At 65.6% G+C, this 23,737-nt stretch carries 18 protein-coding genes and 1 tRNA gene; 11 read left to right on the top strand and 8 right to left on the bottom strand.

Annotation, left to right across the window (positions count from 1 at the left end):
• Positions 1 to 10: 10 nt before the first annotated feature.
• Both HFP57_RS13070 and HFP57_RS13065 read right to left on the bottom strand, forming a co-directional pair.
• Positions 11 to 796 carry a 3-hydroxybutyrate dehydrogenase gene (locus tag HFP57_RS13070; protein ID WP_176870198.1) on the bottom strand — a complete coding sequence of 262 codons (786 nt, stop codon included), beginning with the start codon at positions 794 to 796 and terminating at the stop codon, positions 11 to 13.
• 13 nt (positions 797 to 809) lie between these two features.
• Positions 810 to 1,940 carry a patatin-like phospholipase family protein gene (locus HFP57_RS13065; RefSeq protein ID WP_176870197.1) on the bottom strand — a complete coding sequence of 377 codons (1,131 nt, stop codon included), beginning with the start codon at positions 1,938 to 1,940 and terminating at the stop codon, positions 810 to 812.
• Positions 1,941 to 2,064: 124 nt separating this feature from the next.
• On the opposite strand from HFP57_RS13065, the gene ypfJ reads away from it, so the two are divergent.
• The gene (ypfJ, locus tag HFP57_RS13060; protein WP_176870196.1) at positions 2,065 to 2,991 is read left to right on the top strand and encodes a KPN_02809 family neutral zinc metallopeptidase; all 927 of its coding nucleotides are present in this window, start codon (positions 2,065 to 2,067) and stop codon (positions 2,989 to 2,991) included.
• A gap of 267 nt (positions 2,992 to 3,258) precedes the next feature.
• On the opposite strand, the gene HFP57_RS13055 is transcribed toward ypfJ, so the two are convergent.
• The gene (locus HFP57_RS13055; protein WP_176870195.1) at positions 3,259 to 4,248 is read right to left on the bottom strand and encodes an NADP-dependent oxidoreductase; all 990 of its coding nucleotides are present in this window, start codon (positions 4,246 to 4,248) and stop codon (positions 3,259 to 3,261) included.
• Positions 4,249 to 4,577: 329 nt separating this feature from the next.
• On the opposite strand from HFP57_RS13055, the gene HFP57_RS13050 reads away from it, so the two are divergent.
• From HFP57_RS13050 to HFP57_RS13030, 5 genes are all read left to right on the top strand, one after another.
• A tRNA-Ala gene (locus tag HFP57_RS13050) sits at positions 4,578 to 4,653 on the top strand.
• A gap of 474 nt (positions 4,654 to 5,127) precedes the next feature.
• Entirely contained in the window at positions 5,128 to 7,674 is a 2,547-nt protein-coding gene (locus HFP57_RS13045; RefSeq protein ID WP_176870194.1) for a TonB-dependent receptor, read from the top strand.
• Positions 7,675 to 7,841: 167 nt separating this feature from the next.
• Positions 7,842 to 8,873 (top strand): AraC family transcriptional regulator, encoded by a 1,032-nt coding sequence (locus HFP57_RS13040; RefSeq protein ID WP_246263161.1) that lies wholly within the window; start codon positions 7,842 to 7,844, stop codon positions 8,871 to 8,873.
• A gap of 110 nt (positions 8,874 to 8,983) precedes the next feature.
• Positions 8,984 to 9,919, top strand: a complete 936-nt coding sequence (locus HFP57_RS13035; protein ID WP_176870193.1) for an alpha/beta fold hydrolase — start codon at positions 8,984 to 8,986, stop codon at positions 9,917 to 9,919.
• 31 nt (positions 9,920 to 9,950) lie between these two features.
• Positions 9,951 to 12,305, top strand: a complete 2,355-nt coding sequence (locus HFP57_RS13030) for a TonB-dependent receptor (RefSeq protein WP_176870192.1) — start codon at positions 9,951 to 9,953, stop codon at positions 12,303 to 12,305.
• Positions 12,306 to 12,387: 82 nt separating this feature from the next.
• On the opposite strand, the gene HFP57_RS13025 is transcribed toward HFP57_RS13030, so the two are convergent.
• The 4 genes from HFP57_RS13025 to HFP57_RS13010 form a co-directional block, all read right to left on the bottom strand.
• Positions 12,388 to 13,692 (bottom strand): amidohydrolase, encoded by a 1,305-nt coding sequence (locus HFP57_RS13025; RefSeq protein ID WP_246263160.1) that lies wholly within the window; start codon positions 13,690 to 13,692, stop codon positions 12,388 to 12,390.
• Positions 13,693 to 13,861: 169 nt separating this feature from the next.
• Positions 13,862 to 13,987 carry an entericidin A/B family lipoprotein gene (locus HFP57_RS13020; RefSeq protein WP_176870190.1) on the bottom strand — a complete coding sequence of 42 codons (126 nt, stop codon included), beginning with the start codon at positions 13,985 to 13,987 and terminating at the stop codon, positions 13,862 to 13,864.
• 97 nt (positions 13,988 to 14,084) lie between these two features.
• On the bottom strand, positions 14,085 to 14,939 hold the full coding sequence (locus HFP57_RS13015) for a hypothetical protein (protein ID WP_176870189.1): 855 nt from the start codon (positions 14,937 to 14,939) through the stop codon (positions 14,085 to 14,087).
• 502 nt (positions 14,940 to 15,441) lie between these two features.
• Complete coding sequence (locus tag HFP57_RS13010) at positions 15,442 to 17,010, bottom strand: ShlB/FhaC/HecB family hemolysin secretion/activation protein (protein WP_176870188.1); 1,569 nt, start codon at positions 17,008 to 17,010, stop codon at positions 15,442 to 15,444.
• Between the two features lie 203 nt (positions 17,011 to 17,213).
• Between HFP57_RS13010 and HFP57_RS13005 the strand changes: the two genes are divergently transcribed.
• Positions 17,214 to 18,089, top strand: coding sequence for a TauD/TfdA dioxygenase family protein (locus HFP57_RS13005; RefSeq protein WP_176870187.1), 876 nt, complete (start codon positions 17,214 to 17,216; stop codon positions 18,087 to 18,089).
• 261 nt (positions 18,090 to 18,350) lie between these two features.
• On the top strand, positions 18,351 to 19,685 hold the full coding sequence (locus tag HFP57_RS13000; RefSeq protein WP_176870186.1) for a cytochrome P450: 1,335 nt from the start codon (positions 18,351 to 18,353) through the stop codon (positions 19,683 to 19,685).
• A 125-nt stretch (positions 19,686 to 19,810) separates the two neighbouring features.
• On the opposite strand, the gene HFP57_RS12995 is transcribed toward HFP57_RS13000, so the two are convergent.
• Positions 19,811 to 20,314, bottom strand: a complete 504-nt coding sequence (locus HFP57_RS12995; protein WP_176870185.1) for a hypothetical protein — start codon at positions 20,312 to 20,314, stop codon at positions 19,811 to 19,813.
• A gap of 232 nt (positions 20,315 to 20,546) precedes the next feature.
• On the opposite strand from HFP57_RS12995, the gene HFP57_RS12990 reads away from it, so the two are divergent.
• From HFP57_RS12990 to HFP57_RS12980, 3 genes are all read left to right on the top strand, one after another.
• Positions 20,547 to 21,563, top strand: a complete 1,017-nt coding sequence (locus tag HFP57_RS12990; RefSeq protein WP_176870184.1) for a polyprenyl synthetase family protein — start codon at positions 20,547 to 20,549, stop codon at positions 21,561 to 21,563.
• A gap of 39 nt (positions 21,564 to 21,602) precedes the next feature.
• Entirely contained in the window at positions 21,603 to 22,133 is a 531-nt protein-coding gene (locus HFP57_RS12985; RefSeq protein WP_176870183.1) for an AAA family ATPase, read from the top strand.
• Positions 22,134 to 22,252: 119 nt separating this feature from the next.
• Positions 22,253 to 23,647, top strand: a complete 1,395-nt coding sequence (locus tag HFP57_RS12980; RefSeq protein ID WP_176870182.1) for an MATE family efflux transporter — start codon at positions 22,253 to 22,255, stop codon at positions 23,645 to 23,647.
• Positions 23,648 to 23,737: the final 90 nt, after the last annotated feature.

Genomic DNA, 23,737 nt, shown 5'->3' with positions numbered 1-23,737 from the left:
GCATAGCCCGCTACTGCGCCGTCCAGCCGCCGTCCATCGAGAGGTTCGCGCCGGTGATCGAGGCGGCTTCGTCGCGGCACAGATAGAGGGCGAAGCTCGCCACCTGTTCCGGCGTGACGAACGCCTTGCTCGGTTGCGCGGCCAGCAGCACATCGTTCATCACCTCGTCCCGCGTCATTCCGCGTGCCCGCATCGTGTCGGGAATCTGCTGTTCGACGAGCGGCGTCCAGACATAGCCGGGGCTGATGCAGTTGACGGTGATCCCGTCCTGCGCGGTTTCGAGCGCGACCGTCTTGACCAGCCCGGCCATGCCGTGCTTCGCGGCGACATAGGCCGATTTGTCGGGACTCGCGACGAGCGAATGCGCCGAGGCGGTACAAATGATCCGCCCCCAGCCCTTCCGCTTCATCGCCGGTACGGTGAGCCGCGCCAGATGCCAGGCCGAGGAGAGATTGATCGCGATGATCGCATCCCATTTCTCGACCGGAAAATCCTCGATCGGCGAGACATGCTGGATGCCCGCATTGGCGATCGCGATATCGGCGGTGCCGAGTTCCTCCGCGCATTGCGTCACCATCGCCTCGATCGCCGCCGGATCGGACATGTCGGCATCCGAATAGACGGCCTTGGCGCCCGAAGTCTCTTCCAGCGCCGTGCGCTCAGCCTCGATCTCGTCCGCATCGCCGAACCCGTTGATCATGACGCTCGCGCCCTCGGCGGCGAGCGCCTTGGCGTAGGTCAGGCCGATGCCGGAGGTGGACCCGGTAATGATCGCCGTTTTGCCTGTCAGAAACATCTTCGTCCTTTCGCTAGACGGGGTTCAGGTCGAAGGCGGCGCTCCGGCCGTCGACAATGTTGCGGGCGATCACATCGCCCTGGTCCATCGTTTCGGCTACGGCGTCGCGGCCGGCCTGCCAATGCTCCTCCATCGTCCGCCGCGAAAATTCATAATCGCGCGCGCCGCCCTCCCAGGCATTGGCCTTGTAGATCAGATGGACGATGTTGATCGCCGGCTCCTCGGCCAGCGCCTTGAGCGCGACGATATCGGGATCGTCGCACAGGCTTTCGGGCAGCTTGTCGAGCGCGGCGCGGATGGTTCCGGCCATGTTGCAATGGTCGAGAAACTGATCGGTGATCTGCCGGGTGCGGCTCGAATAGCGGATCTCCTTCGCGCGCGCCATCACATCGTCGATCGTCGTCGGGCGGACATCGGTGGCGCTGAACAGATCGACCTGGAAGACGAGCAGGTCGCCGGTCCGTTCGGCAACGACATGCTGGAGCGGGGTGTTGGAAACGAGCCCGCCGTCCCACCACAGGCAGCCGTCGATCTCGACCGGCGGCAGGCCCGGCGGCAGCGCGCCCGAGGCCATGATGTGCCGCGCGTCGAGCGGCTCCGCCGCGCTGTCGAAATAGCGGAAGTTGCCGGTCTCGACATTCACCGCGCCGACCGACAGGCGGACATCGCCGCCATTGACCCGCCCCCAGTCGACATGCGCGTCGAGCGTATCGCCGAGCGGGCCGCTATCGTAGAAACTCAGCGCCGCCTCGCTGCCCGGAAGCGCGAGAAAGGGCGGAACGGGCCGCGGCTGAAAGAAGCCCGGAACGCCGAAGGCCGCGACGAAGCCCGCCGACCATTCGTGCAGCAGTTCGCGCATATAGTCGTTGGGCCAGACCGGAAGGCTCGGCAGGGCGGCGGTCACCCCTTCCCAGAAACTGCGCAGCTGGTCGACCCGACTTTCGGGCGGATTGCCGGCGATGATCGCGGCATTGATCGCGCCGATCGATATGCCGGCGACCCAGTCGGGCATGATACCCGCACGGGCCAGCGCCTCGAACACGCCCGCCTGATAGGAACCGAGCGCGCCGCCGCCCTGAAGCACCAGCGCCGTCTGGTCGGGCAGCGGCAAGGCCGGCTGGGAGGAGGGGTCCGCATCTGCCATGATCGTTCGGCGCTTATCGGTCAGCCGGATCGGCGATGCAACGCTGCGTCGCGACCGATTGCGCAATAATTGCAACTCTCCCGGGCGCCGCGCATTGTGAGGATGGGAAGAGGGAGAAAATCGCATGCGCCTTGGCGGACGGCGGACCAGCAGCAATATCGAACGGCAGACCGGGGGAGGCCGGGGCGGCTTTCGGATACCCGGCGGGCTACGCGGCGGCAGAAGGGGCGGCGGCATGCCGATCCCGATCCCGGCCAGCGGGCGCGGCCAGCTCGGCTGCGGCTCGATCGCGCTGATCCTGATCGTCTTCCTCGTCATGTCCTATCTGAACGGCGGGCTCGGCAATCTTGGCCTGACGGACGGCAGCGGCGGCCCCGTCGGCGGCGGCGAGGTCACGCGCGGCGAACAGGCGATCCAGGACGAAACCGATCGCTTCGTCGCGCAGGTCCTCGGCTCGACCGAGGATCGCTGGAGCGAGATTTTCGCCGAACGCGGCGAGCGCTACGTTCCGGCAACGCTCGTCTTTTATGACAATCGCGGCAGTTCCGGCTGCGGCGCGGCGGATTCGGCGATGGGGCCCTTCTACTGCCCGGCCGACCGGAAAATCTATCTCGACACGAGCTTCTTCAACCAGCTGCGCACCGAACTCGGCGCAGGCGGCGATTTTGCCCAGGCCTATGTCGTCGCGCACGAAGTCGGCCATCATATCCAGACGATCACCGGTATCTCGGCCGATGTCCGCCGCCAGCAGCAGCGCGCGAGCCGCGAAGAGGGCAATGCGCTGCAGGTACGGATGGAGCTGCAGGCCGATTGCTATGCGGGCGTCTGGGCCAATCGCGAACGCGACGCGATGGAGCCTGGCGATCTGGAAGAAGGCATGCGCGCCGCCGCGGCGATCGGCGACGACGCGTTGCAGCGCGCGGCGCAGGGCTATGTCGTGCCGGAAAGCTTCACGCACGGCACGTCGGAACAGCGCCAGCGCTGGCTGCGCCGCGGAATCGAAAGCGGCGATCCGGCGGCGTGCGATACCTTCTCTGCGAGGAGGTTGTAGTTCGTCAGACTCGGTTTAACGATCGAGTATGGCGCCGGATTTCGTTTGTCAGAGTTTTCCTTGCGGAAGTTCGCGGCACCGGCCCGCACCCCCTCCCGACCTCCCATTGAGTGTACACTAGTGGGAGGTCGGGAGGGGGTGCGGGCCGGTGCCGCGCTCGACCGATAGGTCGAGTCTGACAATAAGAAAGCGAAACCGAAGGCCTGACAAACGAACTCCGATGCGGGACTCGACCGTTGGACCGAGTCCCGCAAAGGCGGCTCCGCGCTACAGGCTCACCAGCATCTTGCCCGTGTTCCCGCCGGTAAAAAGCCCGATGAACGCGTCGACCTGGCTGTTCAGGCCTTCATGCACGGTCTCCTGGCCCGTCAGTTTTCCGGCCTGGAGCATCCCGCCCATATCGGCGTGGAATTCGCCCATCCGGTCCATGAATTCGGTGACGATGAAGCCGCGGATGCGCAGCCCCTTGCCGATAATGTTCATGATATAGCGGAAGCACATCGGATCGGTGCTGTTATAGCCCGAGATCATCCCGCATTCGGCGAACCGCGCGCCGGGATTGGCGACCGCGAAGGCCGCATCGAGATGTTCGCCGCCGACATTGTCGAAATAGACGTCGATGCCATTGGGCGCGGCCTCCATCAGTTTGGGCATCAGTTCGCCATCGGCCTTGTAGTCGATCACCGCATCGGCACCGAGCGATTTGACCCAGTCGCATTTTTCCTGGCCGCCCGCCGAACCGATCGCGGTCATGCCCTTGGCCTTGGCGATCTGGATGACCGTCGAGCCGACCGCTCCTGCCGCGCCGGAAACGAAGACGATATCGCCTTCCTTGGCGGCGGCCACGTCGAGCAGGCCGAAATAGGCGGTCATCCCCGGCATGCCGAGAAAGCCGAGGAACGACTGAATCGGAATACCGAGATCGGGAAGCTTCTGCGCTTCGGCGGCCGGCACTACCGCCTCGTCGCGCCAGCCGGCCATATGCTGGACCATGTCGCCGACGTCGAAACCGTCGGCATTGCTCTCGACGACTTCGCCGATCGCGCCGCCCTGCATCGGTTCGCCGATCGCGAAGGGCGGGACATAGCTTTTCACGTCGCGCATCCGGCCGCGCATATAGGGGTCGACCGACAGCCATTTGTTCGCGACCCGGATCGTGCCGTCGCCCATCGGCGCCTGCGTGAATTCCTTGAGTTCGAAATTCTCATGGGCGGCCATGGTTTCGGGACGGGATTTCAGGTGCCAGGCGCGGGGCATGTGCTTCTCCTAATCATATGGTGGGGTTTTCTATTGCAACGGACGATAGCAGGAAAGGATTCTGTTTGTCAGACCTTCGGCTTCGCCTCAGGCGCCGCACCGGCCCGCACCCCCTCCCGGCCTCCCACAGGGTACACTCAATGGGAGGCCGGGAGGGGGTGCGGGCCGGTGCGGCGATTTTCCGCGAGGGAAATTCTGACAAGAACACTGCCGCGCTCGACCGCAAGATCGAGTCCGACAAACAGACCGAAAAACTCTCCCGTTGCGCCCGACAATTCACACCGCTAAAGGAAGCGCCCGCCGCGGAAATGCGGCGCAGACGATGGTGCGGGGCCGTAGCTCAGTTGGGAGAGCGCTGCAATCGCACTGCAGAGGTCGGGGGTTCGAATCCCCCCGGCTCCACCATCGCCGGACCGCAACGAACGGTCCCTGCGGAACGGCCGGACCATACGGCCGGCCGAACATCGCCTCCAGCCCGTCTCCCGACCGTGGAGCCATTCGTCATGCGCAATTTTTCGTCTTGATTCCGGCGTTTACCATATGCAAAGCAATTACCCATTAGGTAAAAATACCGAAACGGAATAGGGCGCTTCGCCCGGCAAATAACGCATCGCGATCCGGCTATGGCATCGCAGGCCAAGCACGGACGGTACGAGGGGTACCGAATGCGAGCGTGCCGGAACGATCCGCCAAAATGGAAAGACGGGCGAACATGATATCGACAATAGCGGCCGACGCGCCGCGCGAAGAGCCGACCCCTCTCGGCGACCCCAGGATCGAGATCGGGTCCCGCCCGCACATTCTCCAGCTCTGACGTTTCGCGGTCGTTCGACCGCGCCGTCGTCCCTTACCCTCCTCCCAAACAGCAAGGACCATGCCGTGAAAAAATCCATTCTTCTCGCCAGCGCCGCCACCATCCTCGGCGCCGCCCCGGCCTACGCCCAGACGGCGCCCGAACAGGCCGCTCCCGAACAGGCGGACAGCGCAACCGAAACCGCCGCGGCCGACGATACCAATTTCGATCCCAATATCATCCTCGTCACCGCGACACGCCGCGCCGAGGACGTGCAGAGCGTGCCGCTGTCGGTGTCCGTCATCAGCGGCGAGCTCGTCGAAAATGCCGGGGTCGACGATATCCGCGACTTCGCCCAGCTCGCGCCGAGCCTCGTCGCGACGACGGGCCAGTCCTCGTCGAACGCCACGGCGCTCTCGATCCGCGGTATCGGCACCGCCGGCGACAATCCGGGCTTCGAACCCGCGGTCGGCGTGTTCATCGACGGCGTCTACCGCGCCCGCGCCGGCGTCGCGCTGAGCGAGTTGCCGCCGGTCGAACGCGTCGAGGTGTTGCGCGGCCCGCAGGGTACGCTGTTCGGCCGCAACACCTCGGCCGGGGCGCTCAGCATCACGACCCAGATGCCCGAATTCGATCTCGGCGGCTTCGTCGAGGGCAGCTATGGCAATTTCGACGCCTATGAGCTGCGCGGGGCGATCACCGGACCGGTCAGCGACACGATCGCGCTGCGCTTCGACGGCGTCTATCGGTCGCGCGACGGTTATATCAACGACGTCAACAGCGGGCGCGACATCAATACGATCGACCGCTACGCGCTGCGCGGCCAGGCGCTGTTCGAGAATGAACGGCTGACCGTCCGGATCATCGCCGACTATGCCGATACCGACGAAGAATGCTGCGGCGCGGTGAACCTCGTGGCCGGGCCGACGGCCGGCGCGCTCGATCTGATCGCGGGCCTTGCCGGCAATGTCGGCGTCGCGACCGGCGATCCCGAAGACCGCGACATGGCGGTCACCCCGGGCCGCAACTTCAACGAGGCAGTCGAGGAATGGGGCGTTTCGGCCCAGATCGATTACGAGTTCGACGCCTTCACGCTGACCTCGATTACCGCGTTCCGCGACTGGCGCACGCTGCGCAACCAGGACATCGATTTCTCCGGCGCGGACCGGGCCTTTCGCGAAGGGTACCGGACGGGCCTCGAAGACTTCACCCAGGAAATCCGCCTCCAGGGCACCGCGTTCGACGACCGGCTCGACTGGCTCGTGGGCGCTTTCTATCTCAATGAAACGCTGACCCTGCGCGATACCGTCCGGTTCGGGGCGCAGGCCAACCAATATGTCGACGCGCTCTTCGCCTTCGATCCGGCGGCGGGCTTCGAATTCTTCGACAGCTTCGGCCCGACCGTGCCCGAATTCGGCCAGGTCCTGCTCGCCACCAACCCGCAGCTCGCCGCGGCCGCGGCGGCGAACCCCGCGCTCTTCGCGCTGTTCAACACGCCGCTGCCCGGCAACCCGTCGGGCGCGGGCCAGCAGGCCGACAATTACACGGTCGATACCGAGGCGATCGCGCTCTTCACGCATAATGTCATCGACATCACCGACGAACTGTCGCTGACCCTCGGCCTGCGCTGGAACCATGAAGAGAAGGACATCGCCGCCAATCTCGACGCGAACACGCCGGCTTGCGGCTTCTTCTTCGATCCGGCGACCGGGCCCTATAGCAGCCTGATCCTCGCCAATGTGCCCGAGGCGTTCCTGCTCGCCTGCAACCCGACGGTGAACACCGAGTTCAACGGCACCTATGCGGGCGGGTTCAGCGACGACGAGTTCACCGGCACGGTGCGGCTCGCCTATCAGATCAATCCGGACGTGCTCGTCTATGCGGCCTATGACCGAGGCTACAAGTCCGGCGGCTACAATCTCGACCGCGCCGGTTTCGATTCCGTACTCGTGGGCGGCAACGGACCGCAGATCACCGATCTGCAATTCGAGGCCGAAACGGTCGATGCTTATGAGGTTGGCCTGAAGACGAGCTGGGGCCGCGAGTTCACCTTCAACGTCGCCGCCTTCTACCAGGACTTCTCCAACTATCAGCAACTCGTCTTTTCGGGCACGAGCTTCTTCGTGCAGAATGTCGAGCAGACGATCTCCAAAGGTATCGAGATCGACGCGACGATCCGGCCGGTGCGCGATCTGACCTTCCAGCTCGGTTACGCGCTGACGGATGCCGCGTTCGACGAAAGCAGCGATCTCACCGGAACGCCGCTCGCCGGCGCCGAGGGGCTCCAGCTCGTCAACGTCCCGCGGCACACGCTGACGGGTGCAGCGACCTGGACGCCCGCGCTGACCGATAGCTTCGACGGTCTGCTTCATGTCGACGCCCGCTTCAACAGCGCGACCGCGACAAGCGCGGCCGGCCGCGGCATCGTCGACAATGAGCCCTATGGCATCATCAACGCCCGGGTCGGTATCGTGTCGACCGACGATCGCTGGCGGCTCGAATTCTTCGTCGAGAACCTGCTGGATACCTATTACAACATCCAGACCTTCGCCGTGCCCGAACAGACCGGCACCTTTGCCGGCTATCCGGGTCAGCCGCGCTATTACGGCGTTTCCGCCCGGGTCGGTTTCTAGGGCCTGACTCCCGAGCGGTTTTTCGAAAAGCCGGTGCGGTTCGCCGCGCCGGCTTTTCCTTTGCCGCGCTCCCGGCCGGCCTGTTGAGCCGTCGCAAGACAGAGCGCGCGCCGTTCCCTATAGAGCGCTGCATGATGATCGAGGCGCGTGGGTTAGGGAGTGTCAACGTGGCAGCGGCGACGCTGCAACCGCTCGCGGCGATCATCGAGGAGGCGGCGCTCGATCGGGATGCCGTACTCGCCGCGGCGCAGTTGCCGGACGGCCTGCTCGACCCCGGCCGGACCGGCAGCGTCAGTCTCGCCGACTATTTCCGGCTCAGCGAACAGATCGCGCTCGCGATCGGCGACGAGACGATCCACGTCTCCGCCCGCCCGCTGATGCTGGGCACTTCCGATTTCATCCGCGACCGGTTGCGCAACGCGAAGACGGTGCGCGGCATGCTCGATGTCCTCGCCGCCAGCTACAATGTCATCCATGGCGGCCGCTACAACCGGGTGGCGACGGCGCGCGACGAGCTCTGTTTCGTCATGGACGACAGCGACTTTCCCTATGCGATTCCCAAGGACGATCCATTCATCCTCTTCTCCCTCGAGGCGCTGCTCGTCTACGTTCATGTCCTGCTGCAATCGAGCAGCACAGCCGATGCGCCGCTCCCGGTCCGCAGCATCCGCACCCGGCGGCCGAAGGACGATGCGCCGAGCCCGTTGGCCGGTTGGGGCGTTGCGGTCGTGCACGGCGCGCGCCATTTCGCGCTCCATTACGACGCCTCGGTGGCCGACTGGGCGGTCGATCCGGCCGCCTGCCCGGTCCTCGGCTCGCGCACCATCTATGGCGGGATCGCGCGCACGCTCGACCGGCTCGGCGGCGCGGACGCCGCGGGCGACGATATCGTGGACCGGACCGCACAGGCACTGCGCGACGGGCTCGGCGACCAGCGCAGCGTGGCGCGGCATCTCGGCATGAGCGTCGCGTCCTTGCGGCGGCGGCTCGACGAGAGGGGCACGCGATTTCGCGATGTGCGCGCGGAAACCTTGGCCGATGAAGCGCGTCAGAGGCTGGCGCGCGGCGAACCGGTGGCGGCGGTCGCCGAGCAGCTGGGCTTCAGCGACGGCCGGAGTTTCGCGCGCGCGTTTCGCGCCTGGACCGGCCATGCGCCCCGCCATTTCCGGAAGGGTGCGCCCGTCCAGCGACAGTATTGAGCGAAATTGTCCCTTTCAAATTGATCGAACCCGTCATCGACCGGCGGGCTTTGCTGCGGCTAGGAGTGCAGCAAAGCTGGCAGCAATAGCCGGTTATTTCAGGGTACGGGATGTTACGAAAAGTGGATTTTCCGAAATCGGGCGGCTTCGCCCTGATCCTGGCGGCGGCGCTCGGCGCCTGCGCGCCGGACACGCCGCCGCCCGCCGCTGCCGTGACCGCGTCGACCTCGCCCGTCACCCGCACGATCGATATCGATGGCGCGCAGATCCGCGTGCGCGAGGAGGGCCCGGCCGATGCGCCGGCGATCGTCCTGCTGCACGGCTTTACGATGAGTCTCGAAAGCTGGGACGGCTGGGCCGAGCGGCTGACCGACGACTATCGCGTCATCCGCTACGACCTGCTCGGCCATGGCATGACCGGACCCGATCCCTTGACGCGCTATGCGCCCGACGAGCGCGTCGAGGTGCTGGGCCGGCTGCTCGATGCGCTCGGCATCGAACGCGCGACGCTGGGCGGCAACAGTTTCGGCGGGCTCGTCGCCTGGCGCTTCGCCGCCGCTCATCCCGAACGAGTGGAGCGGCTGATCCTCGTCGATAGCGGCGCCTATTCGATCTACGGCGTCACCGAAAATCCGGTGCCCGTGCCCGATGCGATGCGCGGCTATCTGCTCGCCGCCCCGCTCGCCGGCGTGCAGGCCTCCGCGACGCAGATCTATGCCGATCCTTCGCGCCTTCCCGAGGGCCGGATCGAACAGATCCAGCAAATGATGGCACGCCCCGGAAACGGCGAAGCCTTTGTCGGCCATCTCGAAGAGTTCGTCCTGCCCGATCCCGAGGCCGATCTGGCGCGGGTCGCCGCGCCGACGCTGATCCTTTGGGGCGAGGAAGACCGGGTGATCCCGCTCGACCATGCCAGGCGGATCGAAGCCGCGATCCCGGATGCGCGGCTCATTACCTATCCCGGCGTCGGCCATGCGCCGCAGGAGGAAATACCGGGGCAAACCGCCGCCGATGTCCGCGCCTTTCTCGAAGGCCGCGACCAATGACCGACAAAACAAGATCTACAGGGAGCCAAAAATGACCAATCGCAGCAACCGCGCCATCCGCTATCTCGGCGGTATCGCCCTTGCGCCGCTCGCTTTCGCCCTGCCCGGCGCCGCCCAGGCGCAAACCGATGCGGGCGCCGAGACGGCCGGCGAGAATGCGCCGATCATCGTCAGCGCCCGGCGGCGCGACGAGGCGCTTGTCGAGGTGCCGCTCTCGATCACGGCGATCGGCGCCGAGCAGCTCAACCAGTCCGGCACACTCGATATCACCGAAATCGCCGAAAGCGTCCCCAACGTCACCTTCGAGGTTTCGCGCGGCACGAACACGACGCTGACCACCTTCATCCGCGGCGTCGGGCAGCAGGATCCGGTCGCCGGCTTCGAAAACGGCGTCGGCCTCTATGTCGACGACGTCTATTACAACCGGCCGCAGGGCGCCGTGCTGGATATCTTCAATGTCGAACGGATCGAGGTGCTGCGCGGGCCGCAGGGCACGCTCTACGGCCGCAACACGATCGGCGGCGCGGTGAAGTTCGTCACCCGCCGCCTTTCCGACAGCCCGATCGGCGAGTTCCGCGTCAATGCGGGCACCTATGGCCAGTTCGACGGCGTCGCCTCGGTCGCGCTGCCGCTTGGCGACAGCGGCTTCTATGTTGGCGGGGCCGGCGCACTGCTGACCCGCAACGGCTTCGGCGAAAACCTCAATCTCGGGATCGAGAATTACGACAAGGACGTGACCGCGGCGCGCGGTACGATCGAATATGCGCCGAACAACGATGTCTTCGTGCGGATCACCGGCGACTATACCGACGACCGTTCCAACCCGCGCCAGGGCCATCGGCTGATCCCGAGCCTCTTTTCGGGCGCACCGGTTCTCGACAATGTCTTCGATACGCGCGCCGGCCTCGAATTTCCGCGCCAGCGGGTCGAGGCCTGGGGCGTCTCGGGCACGATCGAGATCCAGGTCAGCGATCATATCCGTTTGCGCAACATCATCGCCTATCGCGACGATGAATCGACGACGCCGATCGATTTCGACAGCCTGCCCGCCGCCGATCTCGACGTGCCGGCCGCCTATGCGAACGACCAGTTCTCCGAGGAATTCCAGATCGTCTATGACGACGGCCGGCTCGCGGGCCTGCTCGGCTTCTATTATCTCGACGCCAACGCCTCGACCGATTTCGACGTGATCCTGGCGACCACCGGTGCGGTCATTCCGCCGCCCGGCGGACCGCTGCCGGGTCTCACGGCGAAGACGTTCGGCGATGTCGCAACCGAAACCTGGTCGGTGTTCGGCGATTTCAGCTTCGACATCACCGATCAGTGGAGCGTATCGGTCGGCGGCCGCTTCACCCATGACGAGCGCTCGTCGCGGGTGCTGCGCCAGACCTTCCTGTTCGGCCCGACCGCGCAGTTCGGGGGCAACAACGCGCTGCTCATCGCCACGACGTCCGACTTCGACGGCACGGAAACCTTCGAGGAATTCACCCCGCGTGCATCCATCTCCTACCGGCCGACGCCCGACCACAATATCTATTTCAGCTATGCGCGCGGCTTCAAGGGCGGCGGGTTCGACCCGCGCGGCCAGACCACGGCAGCGCCCGATCTCGACGGCGACGGCGACATCGACGATGCCGATATTTTCGAGTTCATGCAGTTCGATCCCGAAACGGTCGACAGTTTCGAGCTTGGTTATCGCGCGTCGCTGGCGAACGGTGCAGTCAACCTCGCGCTTGCGGGTTTCTATGCCGATTATACCGACATCCAGATCCCGGGCTCGGTTGGCGTCGATACGACCGGGGACGGCGTCAATGACAGCTTTATCGGCATTACGTCCAATGCCGGCGCGGCGACGATCTGGGGCATCGAGTTCGAGGGCCAGGCCCGCATCGGCCGCGATTTCGTGGCTGCCGGCGACCGGCTCGGCTTCAACTGGGCGATGGGTTACATCAACGCCGATTATGACGAGTTCATCGACGCCTTCGGCAACGACGTCGCCGACCAGCGGGTGTTCCAGAACACGCCCGAATGGACGCTCTCGGGCACGCTCGATTATTCGGTGCCCGTCTTCGGCGGCGATCTCAATTTCCTGACGACCGTCAGCTATCGCAGCGAGACGAGCCAGTTCGAGGTGCGCAGCCCGCTCGACCAGGACGGCTATGCGCTGTGGGACGCGAGCATCGTCTGGACGTCGGACGACGATCACTGGCAGCTCGGCCTGCATGCGAAAAACATCACGGACGAGCGCTATATCGTCTCGGGCTATAATTTCGTGGCGCCCAACGGCATGGGCGGGTTCGTCCCGACCCTCGGCCTCGAAGGCACGCTGACCGCCTTTTACGGCGACCCGGCGCGCGTATTTGCGAGCGCGCGAATGCGGTTTTAAGGGGGGTGGGGCAAGGTCTTGTTCGTCAGACCTTCGCTACACTCAAGCGCTGCGCTCGGCCGCTAGGTCGAATCTGAAAAAATCAGTCGTTCGCTTCGCCTTCCGGCGCCAGCAGATCCAGCACTGCGACAACCATCGCCTCCGTCCCGAGCGTCACCGAGGGTTCGGGATCGATCCGGAAGAAGGGACTGTGGTGCGACGGCACGGGCGGGCCGCCGGCTTCGGCCGCGTCGAATGCGGCCTGGGGCGTTCCGCCGACGCTGAAATAAGCGCCGCGAACGCCGGTGTCGGGCTGGACGAAATAGGCGAAATCCTCCGCGCCCATGCCGGTCTGCTCCATCGGGTCTAGGACCACGCCATCGCCGAAATTCCCCCCGAAGACGCCGCGCAGCCGGTTGGACAGCGCTTCATCGTTGATCGTCGGCGGGGTCGACTCGGTGGACACCTCTACCTCCGGCAACCGGTCCTCCGGCATGCCGTTCATCCGGCCCACATTTTCCGCGATCCGCGCGATTCCCTCGAGCAGGGTTTCGCGCACCGACTGTTCGTTGGAGCGCACGGTGAGCTGCATCGTCGCGCGATCGGAGATGATGTTGTGTTTGATGCCGCCCTGGAACGCGCCGACCGTGATGACGGCCGGGTCAAGCGGCGAGACGGTCCGGCTGACCAGCGTCTGCAGCGCCATGATGATCTCGGCGCCCATCACGATCGGATCGACGCCCATATGCGGATAGGCGCCATGCGCGCCCACGCCGTGGATCGTGATATCGACGCTGTCCGATGACGAGGCGATGAGGCCCGGCTGCATGGCGATGGTCCCTGTGGGCAGGGCGGCCGAAACATGGAAGGCGAGCGCATAATCGGGCTTGGGAAAGCGGTCGTAGAGCCCGTCTTCCATCATCGCCCGCGCGCCGCCGATCCGCTCCTCGGCCGGCTGCGCGATCAAGACGACCGTGCCGTTCCAGCTGTCGCGGAGCCGGGCGAGTTGCCGCGCGGTGCCGACGAGCGACGTGATATGCACATCATGGCCGCAGGCATGCATGACCGGCGCCTCGACGCCGTCGATCCCGACCTGGCGGGCGGTCGAGGCATATTCGAGGCCGCTATCCTCGGCGACTGGCAGCCCGTCCATATCCGCGCGCACGAGGACGGTCGGCCCCTCGCCGTTGCGCATGATGCCGACGACACCGGTGCCGCCGACGCCCTCGGTCACCTCCACGCCCGCCGCGCGCAACTGCGCGGCAATGATCCCGGCGGTCCGGGTCTCCATGTAGCTGAGCTCGGGATTGCGATGAAAATCGAGGAAGAGTTCTTCGAGAAAGGCGCTGTAATCGGCGTCTACATTCGCCGCGATATCGCTTTGGCCGCTGGCCGGCGTCGCCAGCATGAGTGTCGCTGCAAGAGCCCATAATGATGTGCGCATAATTTCAGTCCCCGTTATCGCCCCGACCAATCGAATCCTATCGATAGGGCGGTAGCGACCGCCGGGCAAATGCGCGATGCCCGATCATGAGGCAGGTGCCCGGCCGCCGGTTCGCGGCCGGGCGATGTGCGGTCTATTCGGCGGCGTCCTGGACGGTTTCACCGACGGACTCGACGTCTTCGCCGGCACCGGCGATCGTGTTGCAGGCGGCGGTTGCCGTGAAGGTCAGCGCGGCGGCGAGGATTGCGAGGGTTTTCATACTGTTACTCCATCGATTCTGGGCGCGCCGATGCGCGCCGAGGCAACAGACAAGCGCATGAACGGCGGACAAAGTTCCCCGTCTCGCCGCTCGATCCTCATTTCTCGGCGTGACGCCGCCTGATCAGGATCACGCATTCCGCGCCGCGATGGCGCAGCGCCGGAATGTCGCGCATCACCATGTCGGGAGTTCGCAATATCGGGACGACGCCAGCCGAGCGCGTCCGTTCGCCGTCGCCGGACACATGCCGTCGGCCGAAGCCGCTGGCCAGACACTGGTGCGTTCCATGATCGTCCTCGAAGCTGGGCAGGGCATGGGGGTCGTGCCGGCCGGGCTCGACCGCCACGAAACCGCCATGCGGCGGAACATCGGTGAGCGGACCCACCAGAGTATCGGGGCGTTGCACGGGCACCGTCACGGTCTGTCCTGTGACCGGTCTTGGCCTGGCGATCGCGACCGGTCCCGTCTGCGCCGGGACCGGCGGCCGCATATCGGGCCGCACCGTGACCGTCACCGCGCCGGGCGTCCGCTGCGGCGGCAGCACCGGTTGCGGCACCTGCTGCACCGGCGTCGGCGGAACCTGCTGCGTTGGCGGCTGCGGCGGGACCATGGGCGGCGTGCGCTGCGGCGGCAGCACCGGTTGCGGGACCTGCTGCACCGGCGTCGGCGGAACCTGCTGCGTCGGCGGCTGCGGCGGCACTATCGGCGGCGTGCGCTGCGGCGGGAGCACGGGTTGCGGGACCTGCTGGACCGGCGGCTGCGGCACCTGCTGCGTCGGCGGCTGCGGCGGCACTATCGGCGGCGTCCGCTGCGGCGGCAGCACCGGCTGCGGCACTTGCTGCACCGGCGTGGGCGGGACCTGTTGGACCGGCGGCTGCGGCGGCACCATCGGCGGCGTGCGTTGCGGCGGCAGCACGGGCTGCGGCACCTGCTGCACCGGCGTGGGCGGCACCTGTTGCGCGGGCGGCTGCGGCGGGATCATCGGCGGTGTGCGCTGCGGCGGCAGCACGGGCTGCGGCACCTGCTGGACCGGCGTGGGAGGGACCTGCTGGACCGGCGTGGGAGGGACCTGCTGCGCGGGCGGTTGCGGCGGCACCATCGGCGGTGTGCGCTGCGGCGGCAGTACAGGCTGCGGCACCTGCTGCACCGGCGTCGGTGGCACCTGCTGAACCGGCGTCGGCGGCACCTGCTGCGCGGGCGGTTGCGGAGGGACGACGTGTTGATCGGGCGTTTGCGGCAAACCCGTATCCGTCGGCGGATTTTGGTTGGCGACCGGAGTCTGGCCCGTCTCGCCCGGCGGCGTGTTGACGGGCCCGGCTACACAGGCCGTGCTGTGATGCGGGTTGCCGACGCCGCGGCACCAGCCATGGTGATTACCCGCCGCCATAGCCGGGACTGCCGCGAGCAGTGCGGTGCCAAGGGCCATTCCGCCGACGAGACGTATCGCGATCATCTCACCATCCCTTCGACAGGCTGATATGGAAAGCCGGATTGCCCGACCGGCTCTGGGGGCCGTCGCGCAGCGGCATGGCGGCCCAGCCTGCGATCGAGATAGCGCCTCCGAATCGCACCTCCGCGCCGATGCCGGCCGAGGCCAGCCAGCGATCGCCGGTTTCTCCGACCCGCCGGTCGCGGACATCGGCGGCGCCGATATCGAAAAACACCGTCGGCACGACCGACGGGATCGCGGACGAACCGGTCTCGATCACATGGTCGAACTCGATGCTCGCTCCATAACCGCTATCGCCTTCGATTTCGGCCGGCGCATAGCCGCGGAGAAAGGGCGCATGCCCGAGGGCAAACCGCTCGACCTCGGGAAGCCTTGTGTCCGCCCATTGGCCGCGGGCCTCGAGCCGGAAATAGGTCGCATTGCGGCGATCGATCGGAACGACGAGCCCGAACTCGCCGCGGATATGCGCGAAGCTGCGCGCGCCGTCCCGCAGCTCGCCCGCATCGGTCCCGGGCCGGCGGCCGGCGCTCAGCGTCAGCCCTGCCTGGACGATCCCGCCATTGTCGAGATTGACCCCAGTGATCGCATGGGCGCGCAGCGAATGGCTGGTGCTCGACAGTCGTTGGCCGCCAAAGCGCGAACGGGCTTCGACAAATTCATATTCGCCGAGCAGATAGGTGAAACGGTGGACGCTGCGGCGGATCGGATAACCGAATATCAGCGCCGCGTTATAGCCGCGCAGCCGATCGTCGGTCGCCACGGTGCCGAGATCGCGGCGCGCGATGACATTGCCGGCGAACGCCTCGATATAGCTGCCCGACGCGCCGACCGGCGTCCGGTAGACGAGCGTCCCCGCGACCGACCAGTCGTCGCCGCGATCGAGCGTCGCCTGGCCGAGCAGGCGAAGCATATCGCCGGCCGTGGCAAGGCTGTAAATCTCCTCGACCGCGAAGATGCGGACGGCGGCGTCCGGCCGCAATGGTATGGTTTCGATGCCGACCGCGCCCGACTGACGCCGCTCCGATCCGATGATGCGCAGGCGCGTTCCGGCGTCGCCCGGTTCGTGGTCGAGCTCGGAGACAAGCGTCACTCCGGAAAGATCGGAAGCCAGCACGATCGCGCGCTCGAGTTCGGCCTGGGTCAGCGGCGCCCGACCGATGAGCCGATCCGCATAGCCCGCGATCCGCGCGGCGACGCCGTCCGAAAAGCCCTCGACGGAAACGCGCTCGATAAAGCCTTCGAGGATGTGAAAGGTCAGCGTGCCGGTCGCCGCGTCGTAGCGATAATGCGCTTCGGCGAGCGGATAGCCGTCTTCGCGATACATCAGCGCGATCGCATCCGCCGTGCCCGATGCGGTCAGCGCGCCATGCGATGCGCGGGCATGGGCGGCGGCGAAGGCGAGCAGATGATGGGAATCGTAGCGGGTCGCCCCGTCGACCGCGATTTGCGAAACGGGTCCGCCCGTGTCGGCGAAATCATATGGAATGCCGGGGCTCGCGGATCGCGCGGCGAGCGGCGAGCCGAACGACACCAACGCCGCCAATGCCAGCATCGAACAGGGTAATGTCCGCATCCGCAATCCTTCCCCTTGTCGGACCGTTGCCTTGCGCACCCGTTATCCGGCTCGACTTTTGTCGGCTCGTCTATCACCAGTATTAGCCGCCCAATTTCCAACAGCCAGTATAACAGCGCGTTTACTGAAAGGTTTAAAGCTGTCCTTGCGGCCGTATCGCTTTGGGTTCAGTCTGCGCGCCGCAACGAGGGGAGAGTCGGGCCATGGCCGATATCGATGCCGCCACCGAGATAAAGGCGTCCACCGATACGCCGTTCACCATCCGCCCGCTGACGCCCGCGATCGGCGCCGAGCTGCTCGATATCGATCTCGGCGCGTCCGATATCGGCGATGCGATCCCGGCGATCCGCCAGGCGCTGCTCGATCACAAGGTCATCTTCTTCCGCGATCAGGACATCAGCCGTGAACAGCATCTCGCCTTCGCGCAGATGTTCGGCGAACTCGAAATCCATCCGGCGACACCCAAGGACCAGGCGCTTCCCGAGATCCTGCGGATCGAGCATGGCCCCAAGAGCCGGGGCCAGGAGAATATGTGGCATTCGGACGTCACCTGGCGCGCCGAGCCCTCGCTCGGATCGATCCTGCGCGCGATCGAGGTTCCCGAGGTCGGTGGCGACACCTTGTTCGCCGACATGCACGCCGCGTTCACAGGCCTGTCCGACGAGATGCGGCGCTTCGTCACCGGGCTGACGGCCGTCCACGATATCGCGCGCGTATTCGCGAAGCGGCTCGGCAAGCGGCCCGAAGAGCTGCACGAGCAATATCCGCCGATGGAACATCCGGTCGTCCGCACCCATCCCGAAACCGGGCTCCCCTGCCTCTATGTCAACGGCGCCTTCACGAGCCATATCAAGGGACTGTCCGATCGGGAGAGCGCCGACCTGCTCCGTCATCTCTATGCGCAGGCTGCCAATCCCGAGATACAGTGCCGCTTCCGCTGGGCGCCGGGATCGATCGCCTTTTGGGACAATCGCGCCTGCCAGCATTTCGCCGCCTCCGACTATTTCCCCGCCCGCCGGGCGATGGAGCGCGCGACGATCAAGGGCGGCCGGCCCTATTATTCGTCAGACCCGACTTAACTGATTGTCAGGATTTCCCTTTCGGGAAATCGCCGCACCGGCCCGCACCCCCACCCGGCCTCCCACTAGGGTATACTCAATGGGAGGCCGGGAGGGGGTGCGGGCCGGTGCGGCGACGTTGCGCGAGCAACGTTCTGACAAACCAAAACCCGGTGCGGCGAACTTCCGATAGGAAGTTTCTGACAAACAGAATCCCCCGACGATTCTCCTTAACGTGAACGTAAGGCCTTGCTATCATCGGTGTCAGTAGGAGGATGCCTGATGCTCGAGCTCAATCACGAACACTATCGCCGCCCCGGCTGGGTCGGGCCGCGCAACCCGCCGGTTTACGATGCCGGCGAGATCGTCAATCTCTCGGACATCGATCTCTTCCGCAAAGGCCACCCGGCCGACGGCTATGTCCGCCTGCTCGAGGAGGCGCCGGTCTATTGGCAGGACGAGCCGATGCAGGGCGAACCCGGCTATTGGGCGTTCACCCGCTATGCCGATGTGAAGGCGATCTCGAAAAAGCCGGAGATCTTTTCCAGCCAGAAGGGCGGCGTGAACATCTCCTACGGCGATCCGGACAATATGCACCCGCTGCTCTCGCCGGCCGCGCTCGACAACATGATCGCGCTCGACGGCGAGCCGCATCTCGAGCTGCGCCGCCAGCACATGCCCTTCTTCACGCCCGCCTATATCAAGCAGCTCAAGGAGAAGGTCGACGTCAAGGTGAGCGAGCTGCTCGACGAGCTGGCGGACAAGGCCCCGCACTGCAACCTCGTCGACGAGTTCGCCGCGCAGCTGCCGCTATTCACGCTCGCCGAGCTTCTGGGCGTGGACCAGGCGGACCGGCCGCGGCTCGTCCAGTGGATGACGGACCTGGAGATGGCGCCCTATTTCGGCGCGATCCGCGAAGGGCTGTTGCAGCCGACGCCCGAGATGATCCAGGTCTATAATGGCTGGGAAGACCGCATCCGCGAATTTTTCGACTATGGCATGCACGAGATCAGGAAGCGGCAGGACGAACCGCGCGAGGATTTGATGAGCGCGATCGCGAACGCCATCGTCGACGGCGATCCGATGCCCGAAATGTATCTGAACGGCGCCTGGGAGCTGATCTTCATCGCCGGCAACGACACGACGCGGAACTCGATTTCCGGGATGATGAAGCTGCTGACCGAAAATCCCGACCAGAAGGCCAGGCTGATCGACAATCCGGACCTGCTGCCGAACGCGATCCAGGAAGCGGTCCGGCTGATCAGCCCGGTCATCCATATGAAGCGCACGGCGCTGGAGGATGCCGAGGTCGGCGGCCAGCCGATCGCCGCGGGCGAAAAGGTCGTCATGTGGTACGGCGCCGCCAATCGCGATCCGGCGATGTTCGAGAACCCGCATACATTCGATATCGAGCGGAAAAACGCCGATAAGAACCTGGCCTTCGGTTTCGGCAAGCATGTGTGCCTCGGCCGCCAGATCGCGCTGATGCAGCTCGAAAGCGCCTATCGCCAGCTCCTCGCCCGCTTCCCCGACATGGTGATGGATGGCGAAATGGTCTGCGCGCCCAACAATTTCGTCCATGCGATCACCGAGCTGCCGGTCAGCTTCAAGGCTTGACAGGGGCCGGTCCGACCGGCTCCTTTTTGGCGGTTTCGTTATTCGGCGCGAGTAAGGCGGCTTACCCGTCTTCCTCGCGCCGGCGTTTCCATCGCCTCACACCGCTGATCTTTGGTATTTTGCTATCATTCACCGCAACCCTCTGGAGAGTTGCAAGCGATTATCAACGAAGCAAAGCCAGCGGCTACGACAACGCCGAATACACCCAAGGCAATAGCCCCTCCCGTCAGAACAGTCTCAACGGTATCGTCATCATCTTCTTCGGTATCTTCTTCCTGCGCACGAAGCACGGGTTGCCACCCTGCAACTTCGGTATTGGCCAGTGCAAAAGAGAGTTCACCGCTGGGCCTGAACCGCAGACTGGCCAGGTCGCCGACGATCAGATTGCGGCCGTCAGGTCGATCGATGGCGATGGCCGGACCTGCGACCAGGCTGAGTTGCGTACGTTCTTCAAGAGACTGATTGCCGCCGAAACGGATCGTCAGGCTGGCCTGCCCACCCAGCGACTGCTGGGACCGGGTCTGGAACGGTTGATGGAGCTCAAGCCCTCGATCGTCGGCTGCCGCCGCCATTGTCGAATTCGCTGCCAGCGCTGCGGCAGTCATTGCGAAAATCATCATTCTTGTCATGACCTGTCCCCTTGTTCTGGCCCGGATATGCAGTTGGAATATGGCGATAAAAAGCCGCTGCTCACCACAAAACCTAGAGCGGAACGGATGGGGCCGCCAGAACTGTTTCGGGACGCGGGGGGGTTATCGCCGAGAACGCTGTACAGGCCGACATGGTCCGGGTGCGTCTGATAGTCTTCCAAGTTCCCCAAGCCTTGCCTTTGCACCGAAATCCCGTCAGAGCCGTCACGCAATGAGCGCTACCATAACCCCGATCCGCGGCGACGACGCGCCGCCGTCGCTCGATCCGATGATCGCTCTGGTCGCGGCCGACATGAACCGCGTCAACCAGGTGATCCTCGATCGCATGCAGTCCGACGTTCCGCTGATCCCCGAACTGGCCGGGCATCTGATCGCGGGCGGCGGCAAGCGCATGCGGCCGATGCTGACCCTCGCTTCGGCGAAGCTGCTCGACTATCCGGGCGACCGGCATCACAAGCTCGCTGCCTGTGTCGAGTTCATCCACACCGCGACCCTGCTCCACGACGATGTCGTCGATGTCTCCGACCAGCGGCGCGGCAAGAAGACCGCCAACGTCATCTGGGGCAATCCGGCGAGCGTGCTCGTCGGCGATTTCCTCTTCTCGCGCTCCTTCGAGCTGATGGTCGAGGATGGCAGCCTCAAGGTGCTGCGCATCCTTTCGGGCGCCAGCGCCGTTATCGCCGAGGGCGAGGTCAACCAGCTCACGGCCCAACGCCGGATCGATACCGGCGAAGACCGCTATCTCGATATTATCGGCGCGAAGACGGCGGCGCTGTTCGCCGCCGCCTGCCGGATCGCCGCCGTCGTCGCCGAACGCGACGAGGAGATCGAGGAGGCGCTCGACGCCTATGGCCGCAATCTCGGCATCGCCTTCCAGCTGGTCGACGACGCGATCGACTATGTCTCGGACGAAGAAACGATGGGCAAGGATGTCGGCGACGATTTCCGCGACGGCAAGGTGACGCTTCCCGTGATCCTCGCCTATGCGCGCGGTAGCGACGAGGAAAAGACCTTCTGGCGCGATGCGATCGAAGGCCGACGCATCGGCGACGAGGATCTGGCCCAGGCCAAGGACCTGCTGATCCATCACAACGCCATCGCCGACACCATGGCCCGCGCGCGTCATTACGGCCAGCGCGCCATCGACGCGCTCGGGCCGTTCGCCAAGGGCCAGGCCAAGGCGGCGCTGACCGAAGCCGTCGAATTCGCGGTGGCGCGGGCATACTGATCCGGGGCATTTGCTCCACCTCCAAATCCGGAACCCATCATGCAACGCTTCATCCTGACCGGCGCCCCCGGCGCGGGCAAGACGACCATTATCCGGCGGCTCGCCGAACGGGGCTTGGCGACCGTCGCGGAGGCGGCAACCGATATTATCGCGCGGGAACAGGCCGACGGGATCGACGCGCCATGGGAGCATCCCGAATTCATAGACAGGATCGCCCGATTGCAGGCGGAACGGATCGATGCGGCGATCGACCCGGTCCAGCTTCACGACCGCTCGCCCGTCTGCACCTTGGCGCTCGCCCGCCATCTCGACGTCCCCGTGCCGGATTCGCTGCACCGCCTGCTGGATCGGATCGCGACACGGCGCCTCTTCGTGCGCCGCGTCTTTTTCGTCGACGGTCTCGATTTCATCGAACGGACCGCCGCCCGGCGCATCGGGCTTGCGGACGCCCGGCGGTTCGGCGTGCTGCACGCCCGGATCTATGAGGAGTTGGGCTATGAGCTCGTTACCATCCCGCCCGGCCCTGCCGACGCGCGGGCCGAGTTCCTCCGCGCCCAACTTGTTGCCTAAATGATACATCGAGCGGAAACGCTGTGGCCCAATCGCAGCACCCCTCTTCGCAGAGTCGCGCAACCGCGTTACACACGCCGCTCTTATGAACAGCGTGAGTCGCCTCTAACCGTGCCCAAATGGCTACCAGGACCGCCCTTGACGGCCGCACGACGCCTTTGCGCGCGGAGATTCGCGCCACCCTTGCGCTCGCCCTACCGCTAATCGTCGGGAATTTCGCGCAGGCCGCGATCAACACGACCGACGTCCTGATCCTCGGTCGCTACGATGTCGACGCGCTCGCCGCATCGGCGCTCGGTGTGAACCTGTTCTTCGCCTTTGCGGTGTTCGCGATGGGACTGGTAACCGCCGCTTCGCCGATGATCGCGACCGAGCGCGGCCGGATGCCGCACTCGGTCCGCGATGTCCGGCGCACCGTGCGCCAGGCCTGCTGGGCCTCGCTCGCCGTCTGCATCCCGAGCTGGGCGATCTTGTGGAACACCGAGGCGATCATGCTGCTGCTCGGCCAGGATCCGGCATTGTCCGAGGCCGCCGCTCGCTACGTCCGCGTGATGATGTGGGGCCTGTTCCCCTTCCTGATCTTCATGGTCCTGCGCTATTATGTCTCGGCGCTCGAACGGCCGATCTGGGGCGTGCTCGTCACCGTGATCGGCGTCGCGTTCAACGCGATCGCCGACTGGATCCTCGTCTTCGGTCTGTTCGGCTTTCCCGAGCTCGGCCTGATCGGCGCGGCGATCGCCAGCCTCATCGCCAATGGCGTGCTGATGTTCGGCATGATCCTCGTCGTCTATACGGTCGGCCCATTTCGCCGCTATCATCTGCTCGGCCGCTTCTGGCAGAGCGACTGGCCGCGCTTTTTCGGCATATTGAGCCTCGGCCTGCCGATCGCGGTAACCCTGGCGCTCGAAGTGACGGTGTTCAACGCCGCCGTGTTCCTGATGGGCCTGATCGACCGGGCGTCGCTGGCCGCGCACGCGATCGCGATCCAAGTCGCGAGCCTCGCCTTCATGATCCCGCTCGGCCTCGCCCAGGCGGCGACGGTCCGGGTCGGCCTGTGGCACGGACGGCGGGACGCGACGGGCGTGACGCGGGCGGGGACGGTGGCGCTCGGGCTCGGCGTCGGCGCGGCGCTGCTCCTCTCGGCGACGATGGTGGCGATCCCCGACGAACTGGTCGGCCTGTTCGTCGACCGGACCGACCCGGAAAGCGCGCCGGTCTTCCGGCTGGCGATCTCCTTCCTCGTGATCGCCGCGCTGTTCCAGCTCGTCGACGGGGCGCAGGCCGTCGGCGCGGGCATATTGCGCGGGCTGCACGATACGCGGATACCGATGCTGTTCGCGGCATTCGGCTATTGGATCGTCGGGCTCGGGCTGGCCGTCTGGCTCGGCTTTCCGGGCGGCATGCAGGGCGTCGGCATCTGGATCGGCCTCGCCGCCGGCCTCGCGGTCGTCGCCGTCCTGATGGTCGCGCGCTGGATGCTGCGCGGCCGGATCGGGCTCGTGGATTACGGGTGAGAGTTAAGGACTGTTCCGTCAGATTCCCGGCTTTGCGTTTTATTGTCAGACTCGACCTAGCGGTCGAGCGCCGCACCGGGATTCTTTCGT

The sequence above is a fragment of the Parasphingopyxis algicola genome (assembly GCF_013378075.1).
GTDB lineage: Bacteria > Pseudomonadota > Alphaproteobacteria > Sphingomonadales > Sphingomonadaceae > Parasphingopyxis > Parasphingopyxis algicola.
This window is presented reverse-complemented; position numbering and strand designations above follow the sequence as displayed.